Source organism: Nocardia sp. X0981 (assembly GCF_977089955.1).
Genome location: NZ_OZ372435.1, coordinates 2,148,379 through 2,165,012 on the forward strand (window position 1 = coordinate 2,148,379; position 16,634 = coordinate 2,165,012).

Annotated in this window: 23 protein-coding genes; 20 read left to right on the plus strand and 3 right to left on the minus strand. The window is 65.5% G+C overall.

Annotated elements, in window-relative coordinates:
- The first annotated feature begins 396 nt into the window (after positions 1-396).
- From ACYR7D_RS09580 to ACYR7D_RS09590, 3 genes are read left to right on the plus strand one after another with little or no spacing between them, the layout of a single operon-like run.
- Positions 397-1,341 carry an ATP-binding cassette domain-containing protein gene (locus ACYR7D_RS09580; protein WP_459550101.1) on the plus strand — a complete coding sequence of 315 codons (945 nt, stop codon included), beginning with the start codon at positions 397-399 and terminating at the stop codon, positions 1,339-1,341.
- Positions 1,338-2,147, plus strand: coding sequence for an ABC transporter permease (locus tag ACYR7D_RS09585; protein WP_459549255.1), 810 nt, complete (start codon positions 1,338-1,340; stop codon positions 2,145-2,147). The genes ACYR7D_RS09580 and ACYR7D_RS09585 overlap by 4 nt, the downstream gene beginning before the upstream one ends.
- Positions 2,144-3,016 carry an ABC transporter permease gene (locus tag ACYR7D_RS09590; protein WP_459549256.1) on the plus strand — a complete coding sequence of 291 codons (873 nt, stop codon included), beginning with the start codon at positions 2,144-2,146 and terminating at the stop codon, positions 3,014-3,016. The genes ACYR7D_RS09585 and ACYR7D_RS09590 overlap by 4 nt, the downstream gene beginning before the upstream one ends.
- Before the next feature lie 4 nt (positions 3,017-3,020).
- Here the strand turns inward: ACYR7D_RS09590 and ACYR7D_RS09595 are convergent, their stop codons facing one another.
- Both ACYR7D_RS09595 and ACYR7D_RS09600 read right to left on the minus strand, forming a co-directional pair.
- Positions 3,021-4,226 (minus strand): lycopene cyclase family protein, encoded by a 1,206-nt coding sequence (locus ACYR7D_RS09595; protein WP_459549257.1) that lies wholly within the window; start codon positions 4,224-4,226, stop codon positions 3,021-3,023.
- Between the two features lie 69 nt (positions 4,227-4,295).
- Positions 4,296-4,775 carry a hotdog fold domain-containing protein gene (locus ACYR7D_RS09600; protein ID WP_459549258.1) on the minus strand — a complete coding sequence of 160 codons (480 nt, stop codon included), beginning with the start codon at positions 4,773-4,775 and terminating at the stop codon, positions 4,296-4,298.
- Between the two features lie 458 nt (positions 4,776-5,233).
- Between ACYR7D_RS09600 and rpsJ the strand changes: the two genes are divergently transcribed.
- From rpsJ to ACYR7D_RS09675, 15 genes are all read left to right on the plus strand, one after another.
- A complete protein-coding gene (rpsJ, locus tag ACYR7D_RS09605) occupies positions 5,234-5,539 on the plus strand; it encodes a 30S ribosomal protein S10 (protein WP_003938093.1) in 306 nt (101 codons plus the stop codon).
- Between the two features lie 14 nt (positions 5,540-5,553).
- A complete protein-coding gene (gene rplC / locus ACYR7D_RS09610; protein ID WP_459549259.1) occupies positions 5,554-6,219 on the plus strand; it encodes a 50S ribosomal protein L3 in 666 nt (221 codons plus the stop codon).
- A complete protein-coding gene (gene rplD / locus ACYR7D_RS09615) occupies positions 6,216-6,905 on the plus strand; it encodes a 50S ribosomal protein L4 (protein ID WP_459549260.1) in 690 nt (229 codons plus the stop codon). The genes rplC and rplD overlap by 4 nt, the downstream gene beginning before the upstream one ends.
- Entirely contained in the window at positions 6,902-7,207 is a 306-nt protein-coding gene (rplW, locus tag ACYR7D_RS09620) for a 50S ribosomal protein L23 (RefSeq protein ID WP_019045018.1), read from the plus strand. The genes rplD and rplW overlap by 4 nt, the downstream gene beginning before the upstream one ends.
- Positions 7,208-7,240: 33 nt before the next feature.
- Positions 7,241-8,077 carry a 50S ribosomal protein L2 gene (gene rplB / locus ACYR7D_RS09625; RefSeq protein ID WP_280397801.1) on the plus strand — a complete coding sequence of 279 codons (837 nt, stop codon included), beginning with the start codon at positions 7,241-7,243 and terminating at the stop codon, positions 8,075-8,077.
- 14 nt (positions 8,078-8,091) lie between these two features.
- Positions 8,092-8,373, plus strand: coding sequence for a 30S ribosomal protein S19 (gene rpsS / locus ACYR7D_RS09630; RefSeq protein WP_062999056.1), 282 nt, complete (start codon positions 8,092-8,094; stop codon positions 8,371-8,373).
- Positions 8,370-8,768, plus strand: coding sequence for a 50S ribosomal protein L22 (gene rplV / locus ACYR7D_RS09635; protein WP_416564697.1), 399 nt, complete (start codon positions 8,370-8,372; stop codon positions 8,766-8,768). The genes rpsS and rplV overlap by 4 nt, the downstream gene beginning before the upstream one ends.
- A complete protein-coding gene (gene rpsC / locus ACYR7D_RS09640; protein ID WP_459549261.1) occupies positions 8,769-9,566 on the plus strand; it encodes a 30S ribosomal protein S3 in 798 nt (265 codons plus the stop codon).
- Between the two features lie 3 nt (positions 9,567-9,569).
- Positions 9,570-9,986, plus strand: coding sequence for a 50S ribosomal protein L16 (gene rplP / locus ACYR7D_RS09645; protein WP_459549262.1), 417 nt, complete (start codon positions 9,570-9,572; stop codon positions 9,984-9,986).
- The gene (gene rpmC / locus ACYR7D_RS09650) at positions 9,986-10,225 is read left to right on the plus strand and encodes a 50S ribosomal protein L29 (protein ID WP_030522691.1); all 240 of its coding nucleotides are present in this window, start codon (positions 9,986-9,988) and stop codon (positions 10,223-10,225) included. The genes rplP and rpmC overlap by 1 nt, the downstream gene beginning before the upstream one ends.
- The gene (gene rpsQ, locus ACYR7D_RS09655; RefSeq protein ID WP_459549263.1) at positions 10,222-10,494 is read left to right on the plus strand and encodes a 30S ribosomal protein S17; all 273 of its coding nucleotides are present in this window, start codon (positions 10,222-10,224) and stop codon (positions 10,492-10,494) included. The genes rpmC and rpsQ overlap by 4 nt, the downstream gene beginning before the upstream one ends.
- Before the next feature lie 409 nt (positions 10,495-10,903).
- On the plus strand, positions 10,904-11,350 hold the full coding sequence (locus ACYR7D_RS09660; protein ID WP_459549264.1) for an NUDIX hydrolase: 447 nt from the start codon (positions 10,904-10,906) through the stop codon (positions 11,348-11,350).
- A gap of 195 nt (positions 11,351-11,545) precedes the next feature.
- Positions 11,546-12,922, plus strand: a complete 1,377-nt coding sequence (locus ACYR7D_RS09665) for a helix-turn-helix domain-containing protein (RefSeq protein ID WP_459549265.1) — start codon at positions 11,546-11,548, stop codon at positions 12,920-12,922.
- A gap of 15 nt (positions 12,923-12,937) precedes the next feature.
- On the plus strand, positions 12,938-13,840 hold the full coding sequence (locus ACYR7D_RS09670) for an NAD-dependent epimerase/dehydratase family protein (RefSeq protein ID WP_459549266.1): 903 nt from the start codon (positions 12,938-12,940) through the stop codon (positions 13,838-13,840).
- A gap of 766 nt (positions 13,841-14,606) precedes the next feature.
- A complete protein-coding gene (locus tag ACYR7D_RS09675; protein ID WP_459549267.1) occupies positions 14,607-14,834 on the plus strand; it encodes a hypothetical protein in 228 nt (75 codons plus the stop codon).
- On the opposite strand, the gene ACYR7D_RS09680 is transcribed toward ACYR7D_RS09675, so the two are convergent.
- Positions 14,831-15,289 carry an NUDIX hydrolase gene (locus ACYR7D_RS09680; RefSeq protein ID WP_459549268.1) on the minus strand — a complete coding sequence of 153 codons (459 nt, stop codon included), beginning with the start codon at positions 15,287-15,289 and terminating at the stop codon, positions 14,831-14,833. The genes ACYR7D_RS09675 and ACYR7D_RS09680 overlap by 4 nt on opposite strands.
- A 122-nt stretch (positions 15,290-15,411) precedes the next feature.
- On the opposite strand from ACYR7D_RS09680, the gene ACYR7D_RS09685 reads away from it, so the two are divergent.
- On the plus strand, positions 15,412-15,654 hold the full coding sequence (locus ACYR7D_RS09685; RefSeq protein ID WP_459549269.1) for a ribbon-helix-helix protein, CopG family: 243 nt from the start codon (positions 15,412-15,414) through the stop codon (positions 15,652-15,654).
- On the plus strand, positions 15,651-16,085 hold the full coding sequence (locus tag ACYR7D_RS09690; protein ID WP_459549270.1) for a type II toxin-antitoxin system VapC family toxin: 435 nt from the start codon (positions 15,651-15,653) through the stop codon (positions 16,083-16,085). Before ACYR7D_RS09685 ends, ACYR7D_RS09690 begins: the two co-directional genes overlap by 4 nt.
- The last annotated feature ends 549 nt before the right edge of the window (positions 16,086-16,634 follow it).

Sequence of the window (16,634 nt, forward strand, 5' to 3'; positions counted from 1 at the left end):
GACAAGGTACGGGCACTGCCCATCGACTGTCACTACACCGCCGACCAGGCTGGACAACCATCGGCGGTACCCCTGTGAGGAAGTGCACAGCCGGTGCCGATCGGGCGAGGCGACGGCGTGCGCTCGGGCGTGAAACCTCGGTCGGTAACATCGCGCCCGGCGCCAGGGATCATCTAGCGGGGGTACCGACGCGCCGGTCACCCCCGCATTTGTCCGGCCGATAGTGGAGAGTTGATGCCGAGTTCGAACAAAGCCGGGGCAATCGCCGGCGAGAATGTCCCGCCGCCGGAGTCCGTGCGAACCCGTGCGTCCGCCCTCGGAACCGAGGAGCCGCGTCCCGCGTCCCGTACCCGCAGCGCCGCCCCCGCCGCCACCGCAGCGGAGGACGCGGTCCGTGTGGAGTCGGTCACCAAATCGTTCGGCGCGGTGCACGCGCTGCGTGGTGTCAGCTTCACCGCCGCGCGCGGCACGGTACTGGGGATCCTGGGTCCCAACGGTGCCGGCAAGACCACCACGGTGAAAATCCTCTCCACACTGCTGCGCCCGGACACCGGCACCGCGACAGTGGCCGGCCACGATGTGCGCCGGAACCCGGCCGGAGTGCGCCGATCGATCATGATGACCGGTCAGTACGCCGCCCTGGACCTGAATCTCTCGGGCCGGGAGAACCTGGAGCTCTTCGGGCGGTTGATGGGTTTGAGCAAATCGGCGGCACGTAAACGCGCGGATACCCTGCTCGCCGAGTTCGATCTCGTCGGCTCCGGCCGGCGCCCGGTGCACCAGTACTCGGGCGGTATGCGGCGCCGGGTGGATATCGCCTGCGGGCTGGTGGTCCGGCCCGAAGTGGTGTTCCTCGACGAACCGACCACGGGTCTGGATCCGCGTAGCCGCCAGGGCGTCTGGGATCTGGTGCGGGCACTGAAAGAACAGGGCATCACCGTTCTGCTGACCACCCAGTACCTGGAAGAGGCCGATATCCTCTCGGACAACATCATCGTGATCGACAAGGGCACGGTGATCGCCGAGGGCACCGCCGACGAACTCAAGGCGAAGACCGGCGGCAGCTACTGCGAGGTGGTCCCGCTGGACCCCACCCAGCTCGGCCGGGCCGCCGAGGCTCTGGGCGATCTGGTTCCGCCCGCGGTCTCGGCCGATCTCGCGGGCGCCACGCGGCTGTCCATCCCGGCTCCGCACGGTGCCGCGACGCTGGCCGAGGCGCTGCGCCGGCTGGACGCCGCCGATATCGCGCTGGCCGATATCGCCCTGCGCCGCCCCTCTCTCGACGATGTGTTCCTGTCCCTCACCGGCCATCCGGGCCAGAGCGCGGGGGACACCACGTGAGCGCTCCCGCGGTGCCGGGCACCCGACTCTTCACCGAACTCCCGCAACCGCGGGTTTCGTCGTTCGCGCAGTGGTATGCGCTGACCGGGCGCATCGTCCGGACCATGGCCACCAAGGGCGAGCTGATCAGCGCGGTGCTCACCCCGCTGGTGTTCACCCTCGGTTTCTATCTGCCCTTGCGGTATGTGATGCAGTTCCAGGGCATCGACTACGCGCAGTTCGTCATGCCGATCGTGGTGCTGCAGACCATGGCTTTCACCATGATGTCGAACGCCCAGCTCGCGGCGTTCGAGGCGCTCACCGGGTTCAGCACCCGGTTGCAGACCATGCCGATCGGCTCGCTGGTGCCGTTGACCTCGCGAATCGCCGCCGGGCTGGTACGTTCGACCGTCTCGTTGATCGCGGCACTGGCCTACGGCCACCTCATCGGTTTCGAATTCACCTCCGGCTGGGGGCAGACGGCCGGATTCTGTGCCTTCGCGCTCGCGGTGGGTACCGTGCTGGCGATCGGCGCGGACGGGCTGGGCAGCCTGACCAAGAACCCGCAGTCACTGAGCCAGGCACTCACCCTGCCGACACTCGTCTTCGGCATGATGTCCTGTGGTTTCGTACCGGAAACCGGGTTCCCGGAATGGGCCCGGCCGTTCGTGCGCAATCAGCCCATCACCCAATTCGCCTACGCGCTGCGCGATATGGCGGGCGACGGGGTCACCTGGGAGGTACTGCGAGTGGGATTGATCTGGCTCGTCGCTCTGGCGGCGTTGTTCGTCCCGTTCGCGGTCTGGGCGAGTGCGAGGCGAGTATGAGCGTTATCGAAACATCCGCATCCCCGGAGCCGGGTACCGCCGTGGAATTCGGCGCGGCACTCGAACTGCCGCGGGTGGCGGCCCGTCCCCAGCATTCGCCGGCGCTCTGGGCGGCGCAGAGCTGGTTGCAGTGCAAACGACTGCTGACGGCCTGGGTGCGCGATCCCACCACCACCATCCAGACCGTGGTGTATCCGGCGCTGACACTGGTGATGTTCTGGATCGTGCTCGACGATTCCATCTCCACTTTCAGTGGTCGTCCGGCTCTCTACGGCACCGTCCCCATGCTCGCCCTCATCGCGGCGATGGCGGGCGCGGTGGTCAGCGCGCTGGGTTTCAAAACGGAGAAGGCGACCGGATTGCTCGGCCGGTTCTCGACCATGCCCATCCATCGCGCGGCGGGTCTGACCGGGCGCATGCTGGCCGAGGCGATCCGCGTGCTGATCACCACCCTGGTCGTGCTCACGGTGGGTTTCTGTCTGGGCTTCCGGTTCGATCAGGGGCCGTGGGCGGCGCTCGCCCTCATCGGGGTGCCCGTCCTGTTCGGGATGGGGTTCGCCGTCTTCGTCACCGCGGTGGCAACCCTCACCGAAGGCCCCCTGCTGGTACAGGTGATCGGTCTGCTCACCAATCTGCTGCTCTTCTTCAACTCGGGTTTCGTCCCGGTCTCCGCCTATCCGGAGTGGCTGCGTTCCACGGTGGAGAATCAGCCGATGAGCTGCGCCATCGAGACGATGAAGGGGCTTTCCTTCGGTGGGCCGGTGGCCGAACCGCTCATCGATACCCTGCTGTGGGTCGGCGGCGCCGTCCTGGTTTTCGGTTATCCCGCGGTACGCGGCTACCGGAAGGCGGCCGAAACCAGCGGCTGACCGGCTACCCCCGGGCCTCCGGGGCCGGCTCCCCGGAGGTCACGGCCGGGGCGAAGGGGTAGCCGGCCCACCGGTTGCGGTTCGTCCAGCCGACCAGGTCGTAACGCCAGCGGAACGGCCAGGTGTGCGCGACCGTGCCGAACAGTACGGCCCCCAGCGCCGCGTAGTCGTCGTGGGCCGAGAGCAGCGCCCGTTGACCCCGTGGCGACGCGGAGAAGAACGAATCGAACATGGCGATCGACTGTTCGGTGGTCAACCGGCCCAGCCCCCACAGACCGCGCATCCGCATCCAGTAGGTGAGGCGGGCCCGCCACGGCCACAGCGCCGCGATGGCGTCGTCTCCCCGCTGGATCGCGGTGACCGCGGTATCGGCCAGCGCGAACGAATCGGCCACGCTGTAACCGGTGCACGGGTGCATCATCCCGCCGCGCGAACCGAACGGCACCACCCGTCCGGTTCCCTTGGGCGGTGGCGCGGTGTCCAGCGGATAGTGGGCGGCCTCGCTCGGCTCCTCCCCGGTCAGCTCGATCCCGTGCGCGGCCAGACGGTTCAGGGTGCGTTTGCGCAGCTCGTGCTGCGGCATCCCACCGCGGAGCCCGAGGCTGGTCTCCTCGAAGATCACCGTGCCGTCGCCGAGCGGGACCGCGTACAGGAACGACGGGGGCTCGTCGGGTCCGGCGCCGTTCTCCGGCCGCCAATCCAACAGCAGCCCCTCCCCCTCACCCACCATGGGCGCGGCGGTCTCGGCCGCCACGAAGATCCCGTGTGCGCTGGCCGCCCGGCGGTTGCCGGGAGAAGGCATACCCCGCGAATCCACCACCACCGCCGCGCCGATGATCGTGCCGTCGGCGAGTTCGACCTCGTGCGGGTCCACCCGCGTCGCCCGGGCCGCGAACACCCGGGCGTCGTCGAGCGGCAGCGCGTCCCGCAGCAGCGGCTTCGACAACACGCAGTACGGGCGTTCGATGCGGAGCTCGGAGGTGGTCCAGACTACCGGCGCGGGGATCCGGCTCGCGATCACACTGTGCGGTAGCCACTCCGGCAGCTCGTCGATCCAGCAGGAGAAGGTCGGTGGCCACAGCCGGTCGGGCCGGGGGTCCACGGCGGCCACGCGCAAACCGGCCACGGTGGCGCGGTGGGCCAGGGCGCGGCCGGATGGGCCCAGGCCCACTACACAGATATCGAACTCGGGGACCACGCTGGCTGCCATGCACTGCATTCAACAGTGTTCACGGCACGCCGGCACCCGGGGGCTCGAGCCCGCTCGGCGGCGGGCCCGTCAACTCTTCGGGGTGACCCAGGTCGTGATCTCCGCGTGCACGACCTGGGTGCCGGTCTTGTCGTAGATCGATACCGGTACCGTCAGGTCCTGTCCCGCCGTGATCGAGGCGAAGTCCGGTATCTCGGCCAGTTCGGCGACAGCCCGCAGCCCCGTGGTCGCTTTCGTCAGGTACCGGACCTGCATCGCTTTGGGGATCCAGCGGTGCGTGGTGGGCACTGTCGCCTCGCTCAGCATGCCCATGGCGATCTCGGCCAGGTTGCACGCCGCGATCGCGTGAAAGGTGCCCAGATGGTTGTGGACTCCGAACCATTTAGGGGCTTTGACCTCGCACAATCCGGGCTCCAGGCGGACCACGCGGGGTAGTACGGTCGCGAAGTACGGGACGCGGGCCACCATCGAGAGGGAGAACAGGCCGTGGCCCAGCGGATTGTCCGGCAGCTTCCGCCAACCGCGGTAGGTGGCGGTCTCGTTCGTCATACCGCCTATCTTACTCAACGGTAAGATAGCTGCCGGGCGGACTCGCCCGGCGATGTTCCGACCACGCCCGACCCCGATTTGAATCGGCTCCCGGGGCTCGTGCATACTGTTCGGGTTGCCTTGCCCCGGGTCGCCGTCGTTTGTATGAAACGGCACGGCTGGGTGGGGTGAGCAAAACCAGCGAGTACCTCGCCCAATGCGGTGTGGGTACGTCCGGGACGCAGTTCCGAGAGCCTCGATCAGAAATTCTTCCGGGGCCGAGGAATGAGCGGAAAGGCGACACGCCCGACCGCGTGGACCGGAGAACCATGACAGATGAACAGCGGCGAGGATCGGGCGTGCCCGGTCGTGGTCTCAGTGAGACGTCATCGTGTGTTCGGGCTGTGCAAATGAAGGTGGTACGGACGCCGTAGCCGGTTTCCGGGCCACGGACGAAAGCGGAGAAAAGGACACTTAGCGTGGCGGGACAGAAGATCCGCATCAGGCTCAAGGCCTATGACCACGAGGCGATCGATGCGTCTGCGCGCAAGATCGTCGAGACGGTGACCCGCACCGGGGCCCGGGTCGTCGGGCCGGTGCCGTTGCCGACCGAGAAGAACGTGTACTGCGTCATCCGTTCGCCGCACAAGTACAAGGACTCGCGCGAGCACTTCGAGATGCGTACGCACAAGCGGCTGATCGACATCCTCGACCCGACGCCGAAGACGGTGGACGCGCTCATGCGCATCGACCTGCCGGCCAGCGTCGACGTCAATATCCAGTGACGGGGACTCTCGATATGACTGACAACAAGAGCAGGCCCGCGGCCGGCATCCTGGGCACCAAACTGGGCATGACCCAGGTGTTCGACGAGAAGAACCGGGTCGTCCCGGTCACCGTCGTCAAGGCCGGACCGAACGTGGTCACCCAGATCCGTACCGTCGAACGCGACGGCTACAGCGCCGTGCAGGTCGCCTTCGGTGCCATCGATCCCCGCAAGGTGAACAAGCCGGAGTCCGGCCAGTTCGCCAAGGCCGGTGTCACCCCGCGCCGGCACGTCGCGGAGATCCGCGTCGCGGACGCCTCCACTTTCGAGGTCGGCCAGGAGATCTCGGCCGATGTCTTCGAAGAGGGCACCTACGTCGACGTGACCGGTACCAGCAAGGGCAAGGGTTTCGCCGGCACCATGAAGCGTCACGGCTTCCGTGGTCAGGGCGCCTCCCACGGTGCGCAGGCCGTGCACCGTCGCCCGGGTTCCATCGGTGGCTGCGCCACCCCCGGCCGCGTGTTCAAGGGCATGCGCATGTCGGGCCGCATGGGTAACGACCGCGTCACCACGCAGAACCTCTCGGTTCACAAGGTGGACGCCGAGAACGGCCTGCTGCTGATCAAGGGTGCGATCCCGGGTCGCAAGGGCGGCGTCGTGATCGTCAAGAGCGCCGTGAAGGGTGGTGCGCACGCATGACCAGCTCCGCAGTAAGCACGGAGAAGAAGTCCGCGAACCTCACGCTGCCGGTCAAGGAACTGGGCGGCAAGACCAACGGCACCGTCGACCTCCCCGCGGAGATCTTCGACGTGACCGCCAATATCGCGCTGATGCACCAGGTGGTCGTGGCCCAGCAGGCCGCCGCCCGCCAGGGCACGCATTCCACCAAGACCCGCGGCGAGGTCCGCGGTGGTGGTAAGAAGCCGTACCGGCAGAAGGGCACCGGCCGCGCCCGCCAGGGATCGACGCGCGCCCCGCAGTTCGCCGGCGGTGGCACCGTGCACGGCCCCAAGCCGCGCGACTACAGCCAGCGCACCCCCAAGAAGATGATCCAGGCCGCCCTGCGTGGCGCGCTGTCGGACCGGGCGCGCAACGAGCGGATCCATGTGATCAGCGAACTCGTCGCGGGCCAGACCCCGTCGACCAAGACCGCCAAGACCTTCCTCTCCGAGCTGTCGGAGCGCAAGAAGTTCCTGCTGGTCGTCGGCCGCGAGGACGTCAACGCCTGGAAGAGTGCCCGCAACCTGGAGCACGTGCACACCATCGCACCGGACCAGCTGAACACCTACGACGTCCTGGACAGCGACGAGGTCGTGTTCAGCGTCGAGGCGCTCAACGCTTTCGTGCACGGCCCGGCCGAGGCTGCACAGGAGGAGAGCAAGTGAGCACCATCGCCGATCCGCGCGACATCCTGCTGGCGCCGGTCATCTCGGAGAAGTCCTACGGCCTGATCGAGGAGGGCACCTACACCTTCCTGGTCCACCCGGACTCCAACAAGACCCAGATCAAGATCGCGGTCGAGAAGGTCTTCGGGGTGAAGGTCACCAGCGTCAACACCGCCAACCGTCAGGGCAAGCGCAAGCGGACCCGCTTCGGTTACGGCAAGCGCAAGGACACCAAGCGCGCGCTCGTGACCATCTCGGCCGACAGCAAGCCCATCGAGATCTTCGGAGGCCCGGTCGCGTAAGCGGCGGGGAATCCAGAAAGCAGAGAAGAACTCATGGCAATCCGTAAGTACAAGCCGACAACCCCGGGCCGCCGCGGGTCGTCCGTCTCGGACTTCGCCGAGATCACCCGGTCGACCCCCGAGAAGTCGCTGGTCCGCCCGCTGACCAAGAGCGGTGGCCGCAACGGCCACGGCCGGATCACCACCCGGCACCGCGGTGGCGGTCACAAGCGCGCCTACCGGCTGATCGACTTCCGCCGGCTGGACAAGGACGGCGTGCCGGCCAAGGTCGCTCATATCGAGTACGACCCCAACCGCACCGCCAATATCGCGCTGCTGCACTACCTGGACGGCGAGAAGCGCTACATCATCGCCCCCAAGGGTGTGGTGCAGGGCACCAAGATCGAGTCCGGTCCGACCGCGGATATCAAGCCCGGCAACAACCTGCCGCTGCGCAATATCCCGACCGGTACCACCATCCACGCGGTGGAGCTGCGTCCCGGCGGCGGCGCCAAGATGGCGCGCTCGGCCGGTGCCAGCATCCAGCTGCTGGGTAAGGAAGGCCCCTACGCCACGCTGCGTATGCCTTCCGGTGAGATCCGCCGCGTCGACGTGCGCTGCCGCGCCACCGTCGGCGAGGTCGGCAATGCCGAACAGTCGAACATCAACTGGGGCAAGGCCGGTCGTATGCGCTGGAAGGGTCGCCGCCCCACGGTCCGTGGTGTGGTCATGAACCCGGTCGACCACCCGCACGGTGGTGGTGAGGGCAAGACCTCCGGTGGTCGCCACCCGGTCTCGCCCTGGGGTCAGCCGGAAGGCCGCACCCGTAAGCCCAACCGTCCGAGCGACAAGCTCATCGTCCGTCGCCGTCGCACCGGCAAGAAGCGCTAAGGAGGAGGTAAGAAATGCCACGCAGCCTCAAGAAGGGCCCGTTCGTCGACGACCACCTCCAGGCCAAGGTGGACGTGCAGAACGAGAAGGGCAGCAAGCAGGTCATCAAGACCTGGTCGCGTCGTTCGACCATCACCCCCGATTTCATCGGTCACACCTTCGCCGTCCACGACGGCCGCAAGCATGTGCCGGTGTTCGTGTCGGAGAACATGGTCGGGCACAAGCTCGGTGAGTTCGCGCCCACCCGGACGTTCCGCAGCCACGTCAAGGAAGATCGGAAGAGCAAGCGGCGATGAGCACTGAAACGCAGAATCCGACTGCGCGCGCGACCGCCAAGCACGTGCGCGTGACCCCGATGAAGGCTCGCCGGGTCGTGGATCTGGTCCGCGGCAAGCGCGTCTCCGACGCGCTCGACCTGCTGCGGTTCGCCCCGCAGGCCGCCAGCGTCCCGGTCGCCAAGGTCGTGGCCAGTGCCGCGGCGAACGCCGAGAACAACCTCGGCCTGAACCCGGACACCCTGGTCATCTCGACGGCGTATGTCGACGAGGGCGCGACCATGAAGCGGTTCCAGCCGCGCGCCCAGGGCCGGGCGTTCCGGATCCGCAAGCGCACCAGCCACATCACCATCGAGGTCGAGAGCGTCCCCACCGCCGGTGGCACTCGTGGCCGCCGGAAGGGAGCGGCAAAGTAAATGGGACAGAAAATCAACCCCCACGGCTTCCGCCTCGGTATCACCACCGAATGGAAGTCCCGTTGGTACGCCGATAAGCAGTACTCGGATTACGTCAAGGAAGACGTCGCCATCCGCAAGCTGCTGAGCACCGGTATGGAACGCGCCGGCATCTCCAAGGTGGAGATCGAGCGCACCCGCGACCGGGTTCGCGTCGATATCCACACCGCGCGTCCGGGCATCGTCATCGGCCGCCGCGGCGCCGAGGCCGACCGGATCCGCGCCGAGCTTGAGAAGCTCACCGGCAAGCAGGTCCAGCTGAACATCCTCGAGGTCAAGAACCCCGAATCCGATGCCCAGCTGGTCGCCCAGGGTGTGGCCGAACAGCTGTCCAACCGGGTGGCGTTCCGCCGCGCGATGCGCAAGGCCATCCAGTCGGCCATGCGTTCGCCGAACGTCAAGGGCATCCGTGTGCAGTGCTCGGGCCGCCTCGGTGGCGCCGAGATGTCGCGCTCGGAGTTCTACCGCGAAGGCCGCGTTCCGCTGCACACCCTGCGTGCCGATATCGATTACGGCCTGTACGAGGCCAAGACCACCTTCGGTCGTATCGGTGTCAAGGTCTGGATCTACAAGGGCGATATCGTCGGTGGCAAGCGTGAGCTGACCGCCCCGAGCGCCCCGGCCGGGGACCGCCCGCGCCGGGAGCGCCCGAACCGCCCGCGTCGTTCCGGTTCCACCGGCACCACCGCGACCAGCACCGAGGCCGGGCGGGCCGCCACCGCGGTGGCCGAGCCTCCGGCAGAGAAGCAGGAGGGCTGACCCATGCTGATGCCCCGCAAGGTCAAGTTCCGCAAGCAGCACCACCCGAGCCGCAGCGGTGTCTCCAAGGGCGGCACCGCGGTGTCGTTCGGCGACTTCGGCATCCAGGCGCTGGAGCCGGCGTACGTGACCAACCGGCAGATCGAGTCGGCGCGTATCGCGATGACCCGCCACATCAAGCGTGGCGGCAAGATCTGGATCAACATCTACCCGGATCGCCCGCTCACCAAGAAGCCGGCCGAAACCCGTATGGGTTCCGGTAAGGGTTCGCCGGAGTGGTGGGTCGCGAACGTCAAGCCCGGCCGGGTGATGTTCGAGATGAGTTACCCCAACGAGGAGATCGCTCGTGAGGCCCTGCGCCGCGCGATGCACAAGCTCCCGATGAAGTGCCGGATCGTGACGAGGGAGGAGCAGTTCTGATGGCAACCGGTACCCCGGCCGCAGAGCTCCGCGAGCTGACCGAGGAGGAGCTCGTCTCCCGCCTGCGTGAATCGAAGGAAGAGCTGTTCAACCTGCGCTTCCAGATGGCGACGGGTCAGCTGACCAACAATCGCCGGCTGCGTGTGGTGCGTCACGAGATCGCGCGTATCTACACGGTCATGCGTGAGCGTGAGCTCGGTTTGGCCACTGCACCCGCTGACAAGGGAGATGCGGCATGAGTGAGAAGGTCGAGGAGCAGCGCGGCACCCGCAAGGTCCGGGTCGGCTACGTCGTCTCCGACAAGATGAACAAGACGATCGTCGTCGAGCTCGAGGACCGTACGCGGCACAAGCTCTACGGCAAGATCATTCGCACCACCTCCAAGGTGAAGGCGCACGACGAGAACGAGATCGCCGGTGTGGGCGATCGCGTGCAGCTGATGGAGACCCGTCCGCTGTCGGCCACCAAGCGCTGGCGGCTGGTCGAGGTCCTGGAGAAGGCCAAGTAAGGTCGCTCCTCGGCTGAGAAGGTCGTAAACGTAGGGCCCGCTTCCCGTTCCGGGAAGCGGGCCTTCGTTGTATCAAGGGTCGTTGATTCTGCCGTCAGCTGAGGCTCGAGATAACGGAGGCGACTTGCAGGGCTATCGAGCATTTTCGCTCAGTTCCGGCCATGCCTCGCGCATCGTCTCGACTGCGTGAAACAGATCCTTCTCCGATATGCGCTCGAACGGTTTCCGCGGCGGCGGATAATGGTTCCGGTTCTCCTCGTACCGGTGGGGCAAATTCTGCATATCTTCTCCAAAAGGTCGGCTTGCCCGGGCGTTATACGTCGAGCGCATACGCCCGCAGCGAGCGCGGATCAGGTTTGTTGGACGCGATGCCCGAAGTCGGGTGCGTCTACGAGAGATGGGGCTGAGGATGACTGTTGCCAGCGCGCAACGACACAAGGTGATCGGGGATGTCCACCTCCTGCTCACCGACGGCCAGGGGCGTGTGCTGTTCGGCCGGCGGGCGAACACCGGATACGAGGACGGCGCCTACCACCTACCGTCTGGGCACCTGGAAGTCGGCGAATCTGTCGTGGCCGCGCTGGTGCGAGAAGCGAAAGAGGAGATCGGAGTGACGATCGACCCCGCGGCGGTGAACTTCGCTCACGTCACGCACAACTCCTCCTCGGGAGGACGGGTGGCGTTCTTCTTTCAGGTGCAGCGATGGGAGGGCGAGCCGGCGAACATGGAGCCGGACAAATACGATGACCTGGCCTGGTTCGCCCTCGATGCGCTCCCGGACCGGATGATCGGTTACTGCCGAGACGCGCTGAGCCACATCGCCGACCGGCGTCAGTTCTCCACTTTCGGCTGGTAGAAACCCACCGCGGGGTGCCTGCCGCCTCTCTCGACAGCACCCTGCGGTGGCATTTCTCGCTCCACTCACATGACGTTCCAGTAGGTGAGCGAGCTGACCAGCTCCTCGCACCGCTCGCCGGACATGAGCTTGTTCCGCGCAGCCCACGTGTACATGCCCCTACGCGCAACTACCTAGCAGGGATACTCTCTGGTCATGTCGACCGCCGCTGGTGATCCCCGGCTCGGGGAAGTGATCAAGGCGTACATGGAGATTCGGGGAATCGCGACGCATGAAGCCATGGCGCGAATCCTGGGTGTCGAGCGCAGCCTGGTGTCCAAATACGTCAACGGATCGCGATCGTGCCGGGATGTCACCCAGCTGAGGCAGTTCGCGGAGGCCATGGGGTTGTCACCGGAGATTTTCGGCCTACTCGGCCGGGCCGAGGGGGAAATCCATCACAGAGATATCGAGGGCTGGAAGCTGGTGCGACAGACACTGAATCGCAACCGGCATGTTCTCACTTCGGTCGCTGCTCGCCTGTACTGGGAGCCGAGACGTATAGAGGGTACGAACTGCCTGACCAAGCCGGGCTGGATCGCGCCGGCTCCGGTCCCGTTGGATCGTGTGCAGCTCGATCTGGTGACCGAGACCGATGAGCCGCTACTCGATGGAAGCGAGATCGAGACCGAGTCCGTGCGGCCGATGGTCTCGGGCGGAACGCGTTTCGATCGTTACAGCCAAGCTGTGCGAGCGATTGCGCAACCCGTCCTCTTCGAGAATCGGACGTCTTACCGCCTGCTCGAGGCGGAATTCGACGAGGGCGGGAGCCGGATGAGGTTCGGGCTCACCACCTACTTCGACATGATCGATATATGCGAGGCTCTCGCCCACGAGACCGCCGCTCGGTGGGTGACCCGTGATCGAGGCGAGAGAATCGAACTCCATGACCTACCTTTCCGGACGCGGGTCGGAGATCTTTTCGATACCGGTCGCCGTGTGCTGCTTCCCAGTATCAACACATTGACGATCCGGCGCGGTCCCGATGGTGACACCTTCTTCCTTCATCGGCGGGGTTCGGCATCGGTGACGCTCGCTCCTGGGCTGACACATATCGTTCCGGCGGGTGTATTCCAGCCCGCGGCCATCGGGCCGTGGAATGTTCATCGTGATTTCGACCTGTGGCGAAACATGATTCGCGAGTTCTTCGAGGAGTTGTTGAATGCCCCAGAGCATGATGGCAGTAGGGGTACGTCAGTTGACTACACCGCGGAACCCTACCGGACTCTCTCGGAGGCGCTCGAGAAAGGGAGCGTCCGAGCGTGGTGCTTCGGCCTCGGTCTGGATCCCCTGACCCCCGCGGGTGAGATTCTGACGACTGTTGTTTTCGAGGCGGATGTTTTCGATCGAGTTTTCGCGGGGCTCGTCTCCCGCAACGCGGAGGGAGAGATGTACGTGGCCGCTGATGGGACGGTGGGATCCAGCTGGACCGCGGAAAACGTGCGCCGGGTGCTCAATCACGAACCACTTGCCGCGGCGGCCGCTGCATGCCTGGCCCTCACCTGGAAGTATCGTGATCAGCTGCTGCCCTGAGGCGAGGAGGACAGTGTGCGGATTCTCGTGACCGGAGCAAACGGTTATCTCGGCCGGGCGGTTGTGGGTGCCCTGAGCAGGGCAGGACACGACCCGGTAGCAATGACACGCACAAAGCTGCCGATCGGTGGGCAAGCGATCCGGGTAGCCGACCTGCTCGACGGTGTCGAGCTCCGGAAGGCGCTCGAGGGAGTCGATGCGGTATGCCACCTTGCTGGTCTCACGCGTGCCCGGGAGTCACTGGAGCAACCGCTGCGGTACTTCCAGGTGAATACCGCGGGGACTGTCGAGCTCCTGGACGCAATGGCTGCCGTTGGGGTTCCACGAATCGTTTTCGCCTCCACGGGAGCCATATATGGCTCACCGGAACATCAGCCGATGACCGAGGACACTCCGGACGCGCCTCCCCATCCTTACGCTGCCAGCAAAATGGCCGCTGAGCTGGCGATATTCGCACAGTCAAGGACCGGTCGACTGTCAGCGACGGTACTGCGGCTGATGAATATTGCCGGTGGCGCGGACCTCGACGTCACCCGGCTGGTTCCCCGGACGATTGCCGCGGCGGTCGACGACTCGGTGTTGGAGGTCAACGGTGATGGCCGGACTGTGCGAGATTACCTGCACATTGAAGATGCCGCGGCAGCGTTCGTAGCTTGCTTCGCCCGTATGCCGCCGCTAGGGGAAGCCCGGCGCTACATCGTAGGAAGTGGGCGCGGCACCAATATCCTCGAGGTCATCGCTGCCGTCGAAGAGAGCACTGGTCGGCATATCAGACTCCTACACAAACCCCCAGCACCCGAACCCCCGATTCTGGTCAGTGACCCTGCCAAAGCGAGGGACGAATTGCTGTGGTATCCGACGTGTTCAGGGATTCAGGACATCATTCGCGATTCGTGGCCGGCGTCGCCGGATGGTTGAAGACGTCGAGTAGGGAGCTGACCGAACTGCTCGGGTGACAAAGTGTCACACCGGATCATGCGTGACAGTTGCGAACCTTTGTACATGGCTACCGCGCATTCTTCGACGAATTTCAGCACCCCACCTGTGGCGCCTCTTCCAGAGGAACTTCTGTTCCCCCGCGTTTCCGGCGGAGCGACTTCGATGGCGACTGTGCTTCTCTGCTCCAGAGAAAGCGAATGCTACGACCCTGGTGTGTTGGGGGAGGTGTTGAAGGGGCTCCGCGCCTTCGCATCGCGCGGTCAGCTATCTCACCCACAGGCGGAGGTCGATGCTGTGATCGCCCGCTGGCGTGCCTCCCATACGAGCGACCAACGCGCATGACCGATTCGCAGGAACACGGATGTGAGCTTGTACCGGCAATTGCGTATCTACGCACAGACCTCAGCGGACATGGGCAGCGGCTGGACGAGTGCCGAATGAGGCGGCTGGCCATTCGGTTCGGGTATGACGTCTGCGGTGTACTCCGTGTCGACAGGACTCGGTCGCAGCGGCTGGTGCTCCTGGAGGACCAGATCAGAGTGACCAGGGCTGAAGCGGTATTCGTCCCTACGGTTGATCATTTGGATGGACAATTGGGTCGAATTGTGGCCCAGGTCGATGTGATCGAGCAGAACGGCGAGACATACGCTCGCTGGTCTCCGGTCGCTCTGATGTTGGGTGACGTGTTGCTCATGCGGTCTGTCGAGTAGGCGACCGAATCGAGTTCTGCGCATGGAATGTTCTAGTGGTTCTCGCAGTCGTCGCGGAGACGGACACCGGCCGCTACACCCCGGCAGAATTGCTGAAATATTCGGCGGTGGACTTGACCGGCGGCGGGGTCGATGGGGCGATGTTCGAGCGTGATGAGTTCAATTTCTCGACGAACATCCAGTTCAGCGATGCACCGATCGAGGTGGTGCGGGCGAAGTTGGTCGCGCTGGCGCATGCCCAGTACGACCGTTCGCGCCGTTAAATGGAAGCGGATGCCGATGCCCAGCCGATCTCGCTGAATGCCTCTCTGTTCGCACCGTCGAGGTAGGCGCGGATGCCGGCGGCTGGGTAGGCGATGAGGTTGTCGGGGAGTTGATCGACCGGGAACCAGCGCACGTCGCTGCACTTATCGGGTTCCTGGTTGGTCGGCTCTCCTATCCACTCGGAGGCTTCGAAGAAGACGCCGAGGCGGGGTTCGGGTCCAGAGTTCGCGACGTGGGCGGCGTGGACGAACCGCAAGTGGGCGGGGTCGATGACGACGCCGATTTCCTCTCTGGCTTCGCGGGCGGCGGCGGCGGTCAACGGCTCCCCGGCATCGACTTTGCCGGAGGGCAGGTGCCATTCTCCGTCGAAGGCACCGCCGCGGCGCTGGGTGAGCAACAGCCATCGGCTGCGTACGAGCAGGACGTGAACGTCGATAACGTGGCGATCGACCACAGTTATGGTCCTTCCTGGTTGCCGTAGATCGGCGGTGACGCTATCGGGACTGCCCGGACCTCGCATCTTGGACGATATCGAGCACCCGATGTGGGTGCGGTATGGGTGGTACCATATATGGCATGATAAAGACGACCGTGTACCTCCCTGATGACCTGGAGGTCCGGCTCGATGCGGAAGCTGCGGCCACCGGTGTGAGCAAGGCGGAACTCATCCGTCGCGGTATCGCAATGCTGCTGGATGCTTCCGACCGTCCACGGGACAGTGCGCCACTCCCGGTCTTCCGTAGTGGGCGTTCACGTGACGTCGACGAGATGCGCGATGACATCTATCGCCAGATCAAGCAGCGGTCGGCCCGCCGGTGATCATCGTCGCCGATACCTCTGCTCTTTTCGCCGCATTCGACGCAGATCAGGACGAACACGAACAAGCGCTATCGGTGATGGAGCGCGAGACGCTGATAATTTCGCCGCTAGTGCTGACCGAACTGGATCACTTGACGCGTCGTGACCTCGGCTTCTCCGCGGCAATGAAAATCACCGACGCGTTGCTGGCCCGAACGATCGACGGAAGCTACCGGCTTGCCGAATTGAAGCACGCCGACCTGTCCACCGCGCAATCGGTTCGAGCCGAATATGAAGGGCTGCAACTCGACCTCGCCGACGCGGTCGGGGTCGCGCTCGCCGACAAGTACAAGACCGACCGCGTCTTCACTCTCGATCAACGCGACTTCCGCGCGATCGAGCCGCTGACCCCTGGTCTGCACTCGTTTCGCATTCTGCCCGCTGACGGGTAGTTCCTACGTCAGAGCCGAGAACGGCTCGTTCCTACGCCGCGCCGGGCACAAGGTCGTCGAGGCCGGCCGCCCCGACCGGCGGCTGCGGCGACTGAACGGCAAGTCCGGCACCCTCGACGCCGAGAACGCCGCACGCGCTGTCCTGGCCGGATTCGCCACTACCACCCCGCAACTACTCGGACCGCTTGGAATCGGCGTGGACACGGCAGCGGAGATCCTGCCACCCACTACGCTCGACAACCAGCCCAGCTGTCGGCCGGGCTGCCACACCGATAGGTCGCCGGACTCACCGGGGAGATTCATTATCTCTTCATCGGCCGCACCACGGTGTGCGGCCCTCGCGGGCCGCCGGAGCGGGAGACCATGGGCGGTCGGAAAACCTGTTGGCCGATGGCGGCGGGCATTGCTACCTTTTCGGAGGCCGTGCCAGAGAACGAGGAGGTGGTATCCGTGAACGCAGTATCGATACGGGTGCTCCCCGCTGGGGTCACGGTCGGGCGATAGGTCGTCCGGGAGCGCCGCTTCAGAGCACTCCCGAAAGGCACGACA

Bases quoted from the DNA above. Each gene is read 5' to 3' on its own strand.
- rpsC (WP_459549261.1), top strand. From the start codon at position 8,769: ATGGGACAGAAAATCAACCCCCACGGCTTCCGCCTCGGTATCACCACC.
- rplV (WP_416564697.1), top strand. From the start codon at position 8,370: ATGAGCACTGAAACGCAGAATCCGACTGCGCGCGCGACCGCCAAGCAC.
- rplD (WP_459549260.1), top strand. From the start codon at position 6,216: ATGACCAGCTCCGCAGTAAGCACGGAGAAGAAGTCCGCGAACCTCACG.
- rplB (WP_280397801.1), top strand. From the start codon at position 7,241: ATGGCAATCCGTAAGTACAAGCCGACAACCCCGGGCCGCCGCGGGTCG.
- ACYR7D_RS09590 (WP_459549256.1), top strand. From the start codon at position 2,144: ATGAGCGTTATCGAAACATCCGCATCCCCGGAGCCGGGTACCGCCGTG.
- rpsS (WP_062999056.1), top strand. From the start codon at position 8,092: ATGCCACGCAGCCTCAAGAAGGGCCCGTTCGTCGACGACCACCTCCAG.
- ACYR7D_RS09660 (WP_459549264.1), top strand. From the start codon at position 10,904: ATGACTGTTGCCAGCGCGCAACGACACAAGGTGATCGGGGATGTCCAC.
- ACYR7D_RS09595 (WP_459549257.1), bottom strand. From the start codon at position 4,226: ATGGCAGCCAGCGTGGTCCCCGAGTTCGATATCTGTGTAGTGGGCCTG.
- rplC (WP_459549259.1), top strand. From the start codon at position 5,554: ATGACTGACAACAAGAGCAGGCCCGCGGCCGGCATCCTGGGCACCAAA.
- rpsQ (WP_459549263.1), top strand. From the start codon at position 10,222: ATGAGTGAGAAGGTCGAGGAGCAGCGCGGCACCCGCAAGGTCCGGGTC.
- rplP (WP_459549262.1), top strand. From the start codon at position 9,570: ATGCTGATGCCCCGCAAGGTCAAGTTCCGCAAGCAGCACCACCCGAGC.
- ACYR7D_RS09685 (WP_459549269.1), top strand. From the start codon at position 15,412: ATGATAAAGACGACCGTGTACCTCCCTGATGACCTGGAGGTCCGGCTC.
- ACYR7D_RS09665 (WP_459549265.1), top strand. From the start codon at position 11,546: ATGTCGACCGCCGCTGGTGATCCCCGGCTCGGGGAAGTGATCAAGGCG.
- ACYR7D_RS09600 (WP_459549258.1), bottom strand. From the start codon at position 4,775: ATGACGAACGAGACCGCCACCTACCGCGGTTGGCGGAAGCTGCCGGAC.
- rpmC (WP_030522691.1), top strand. From the start codon at position 9,986: ATGGCAACCGGTACCCCGGCCGCAGAGCTCCGCGAGCTGACCGAGGAG.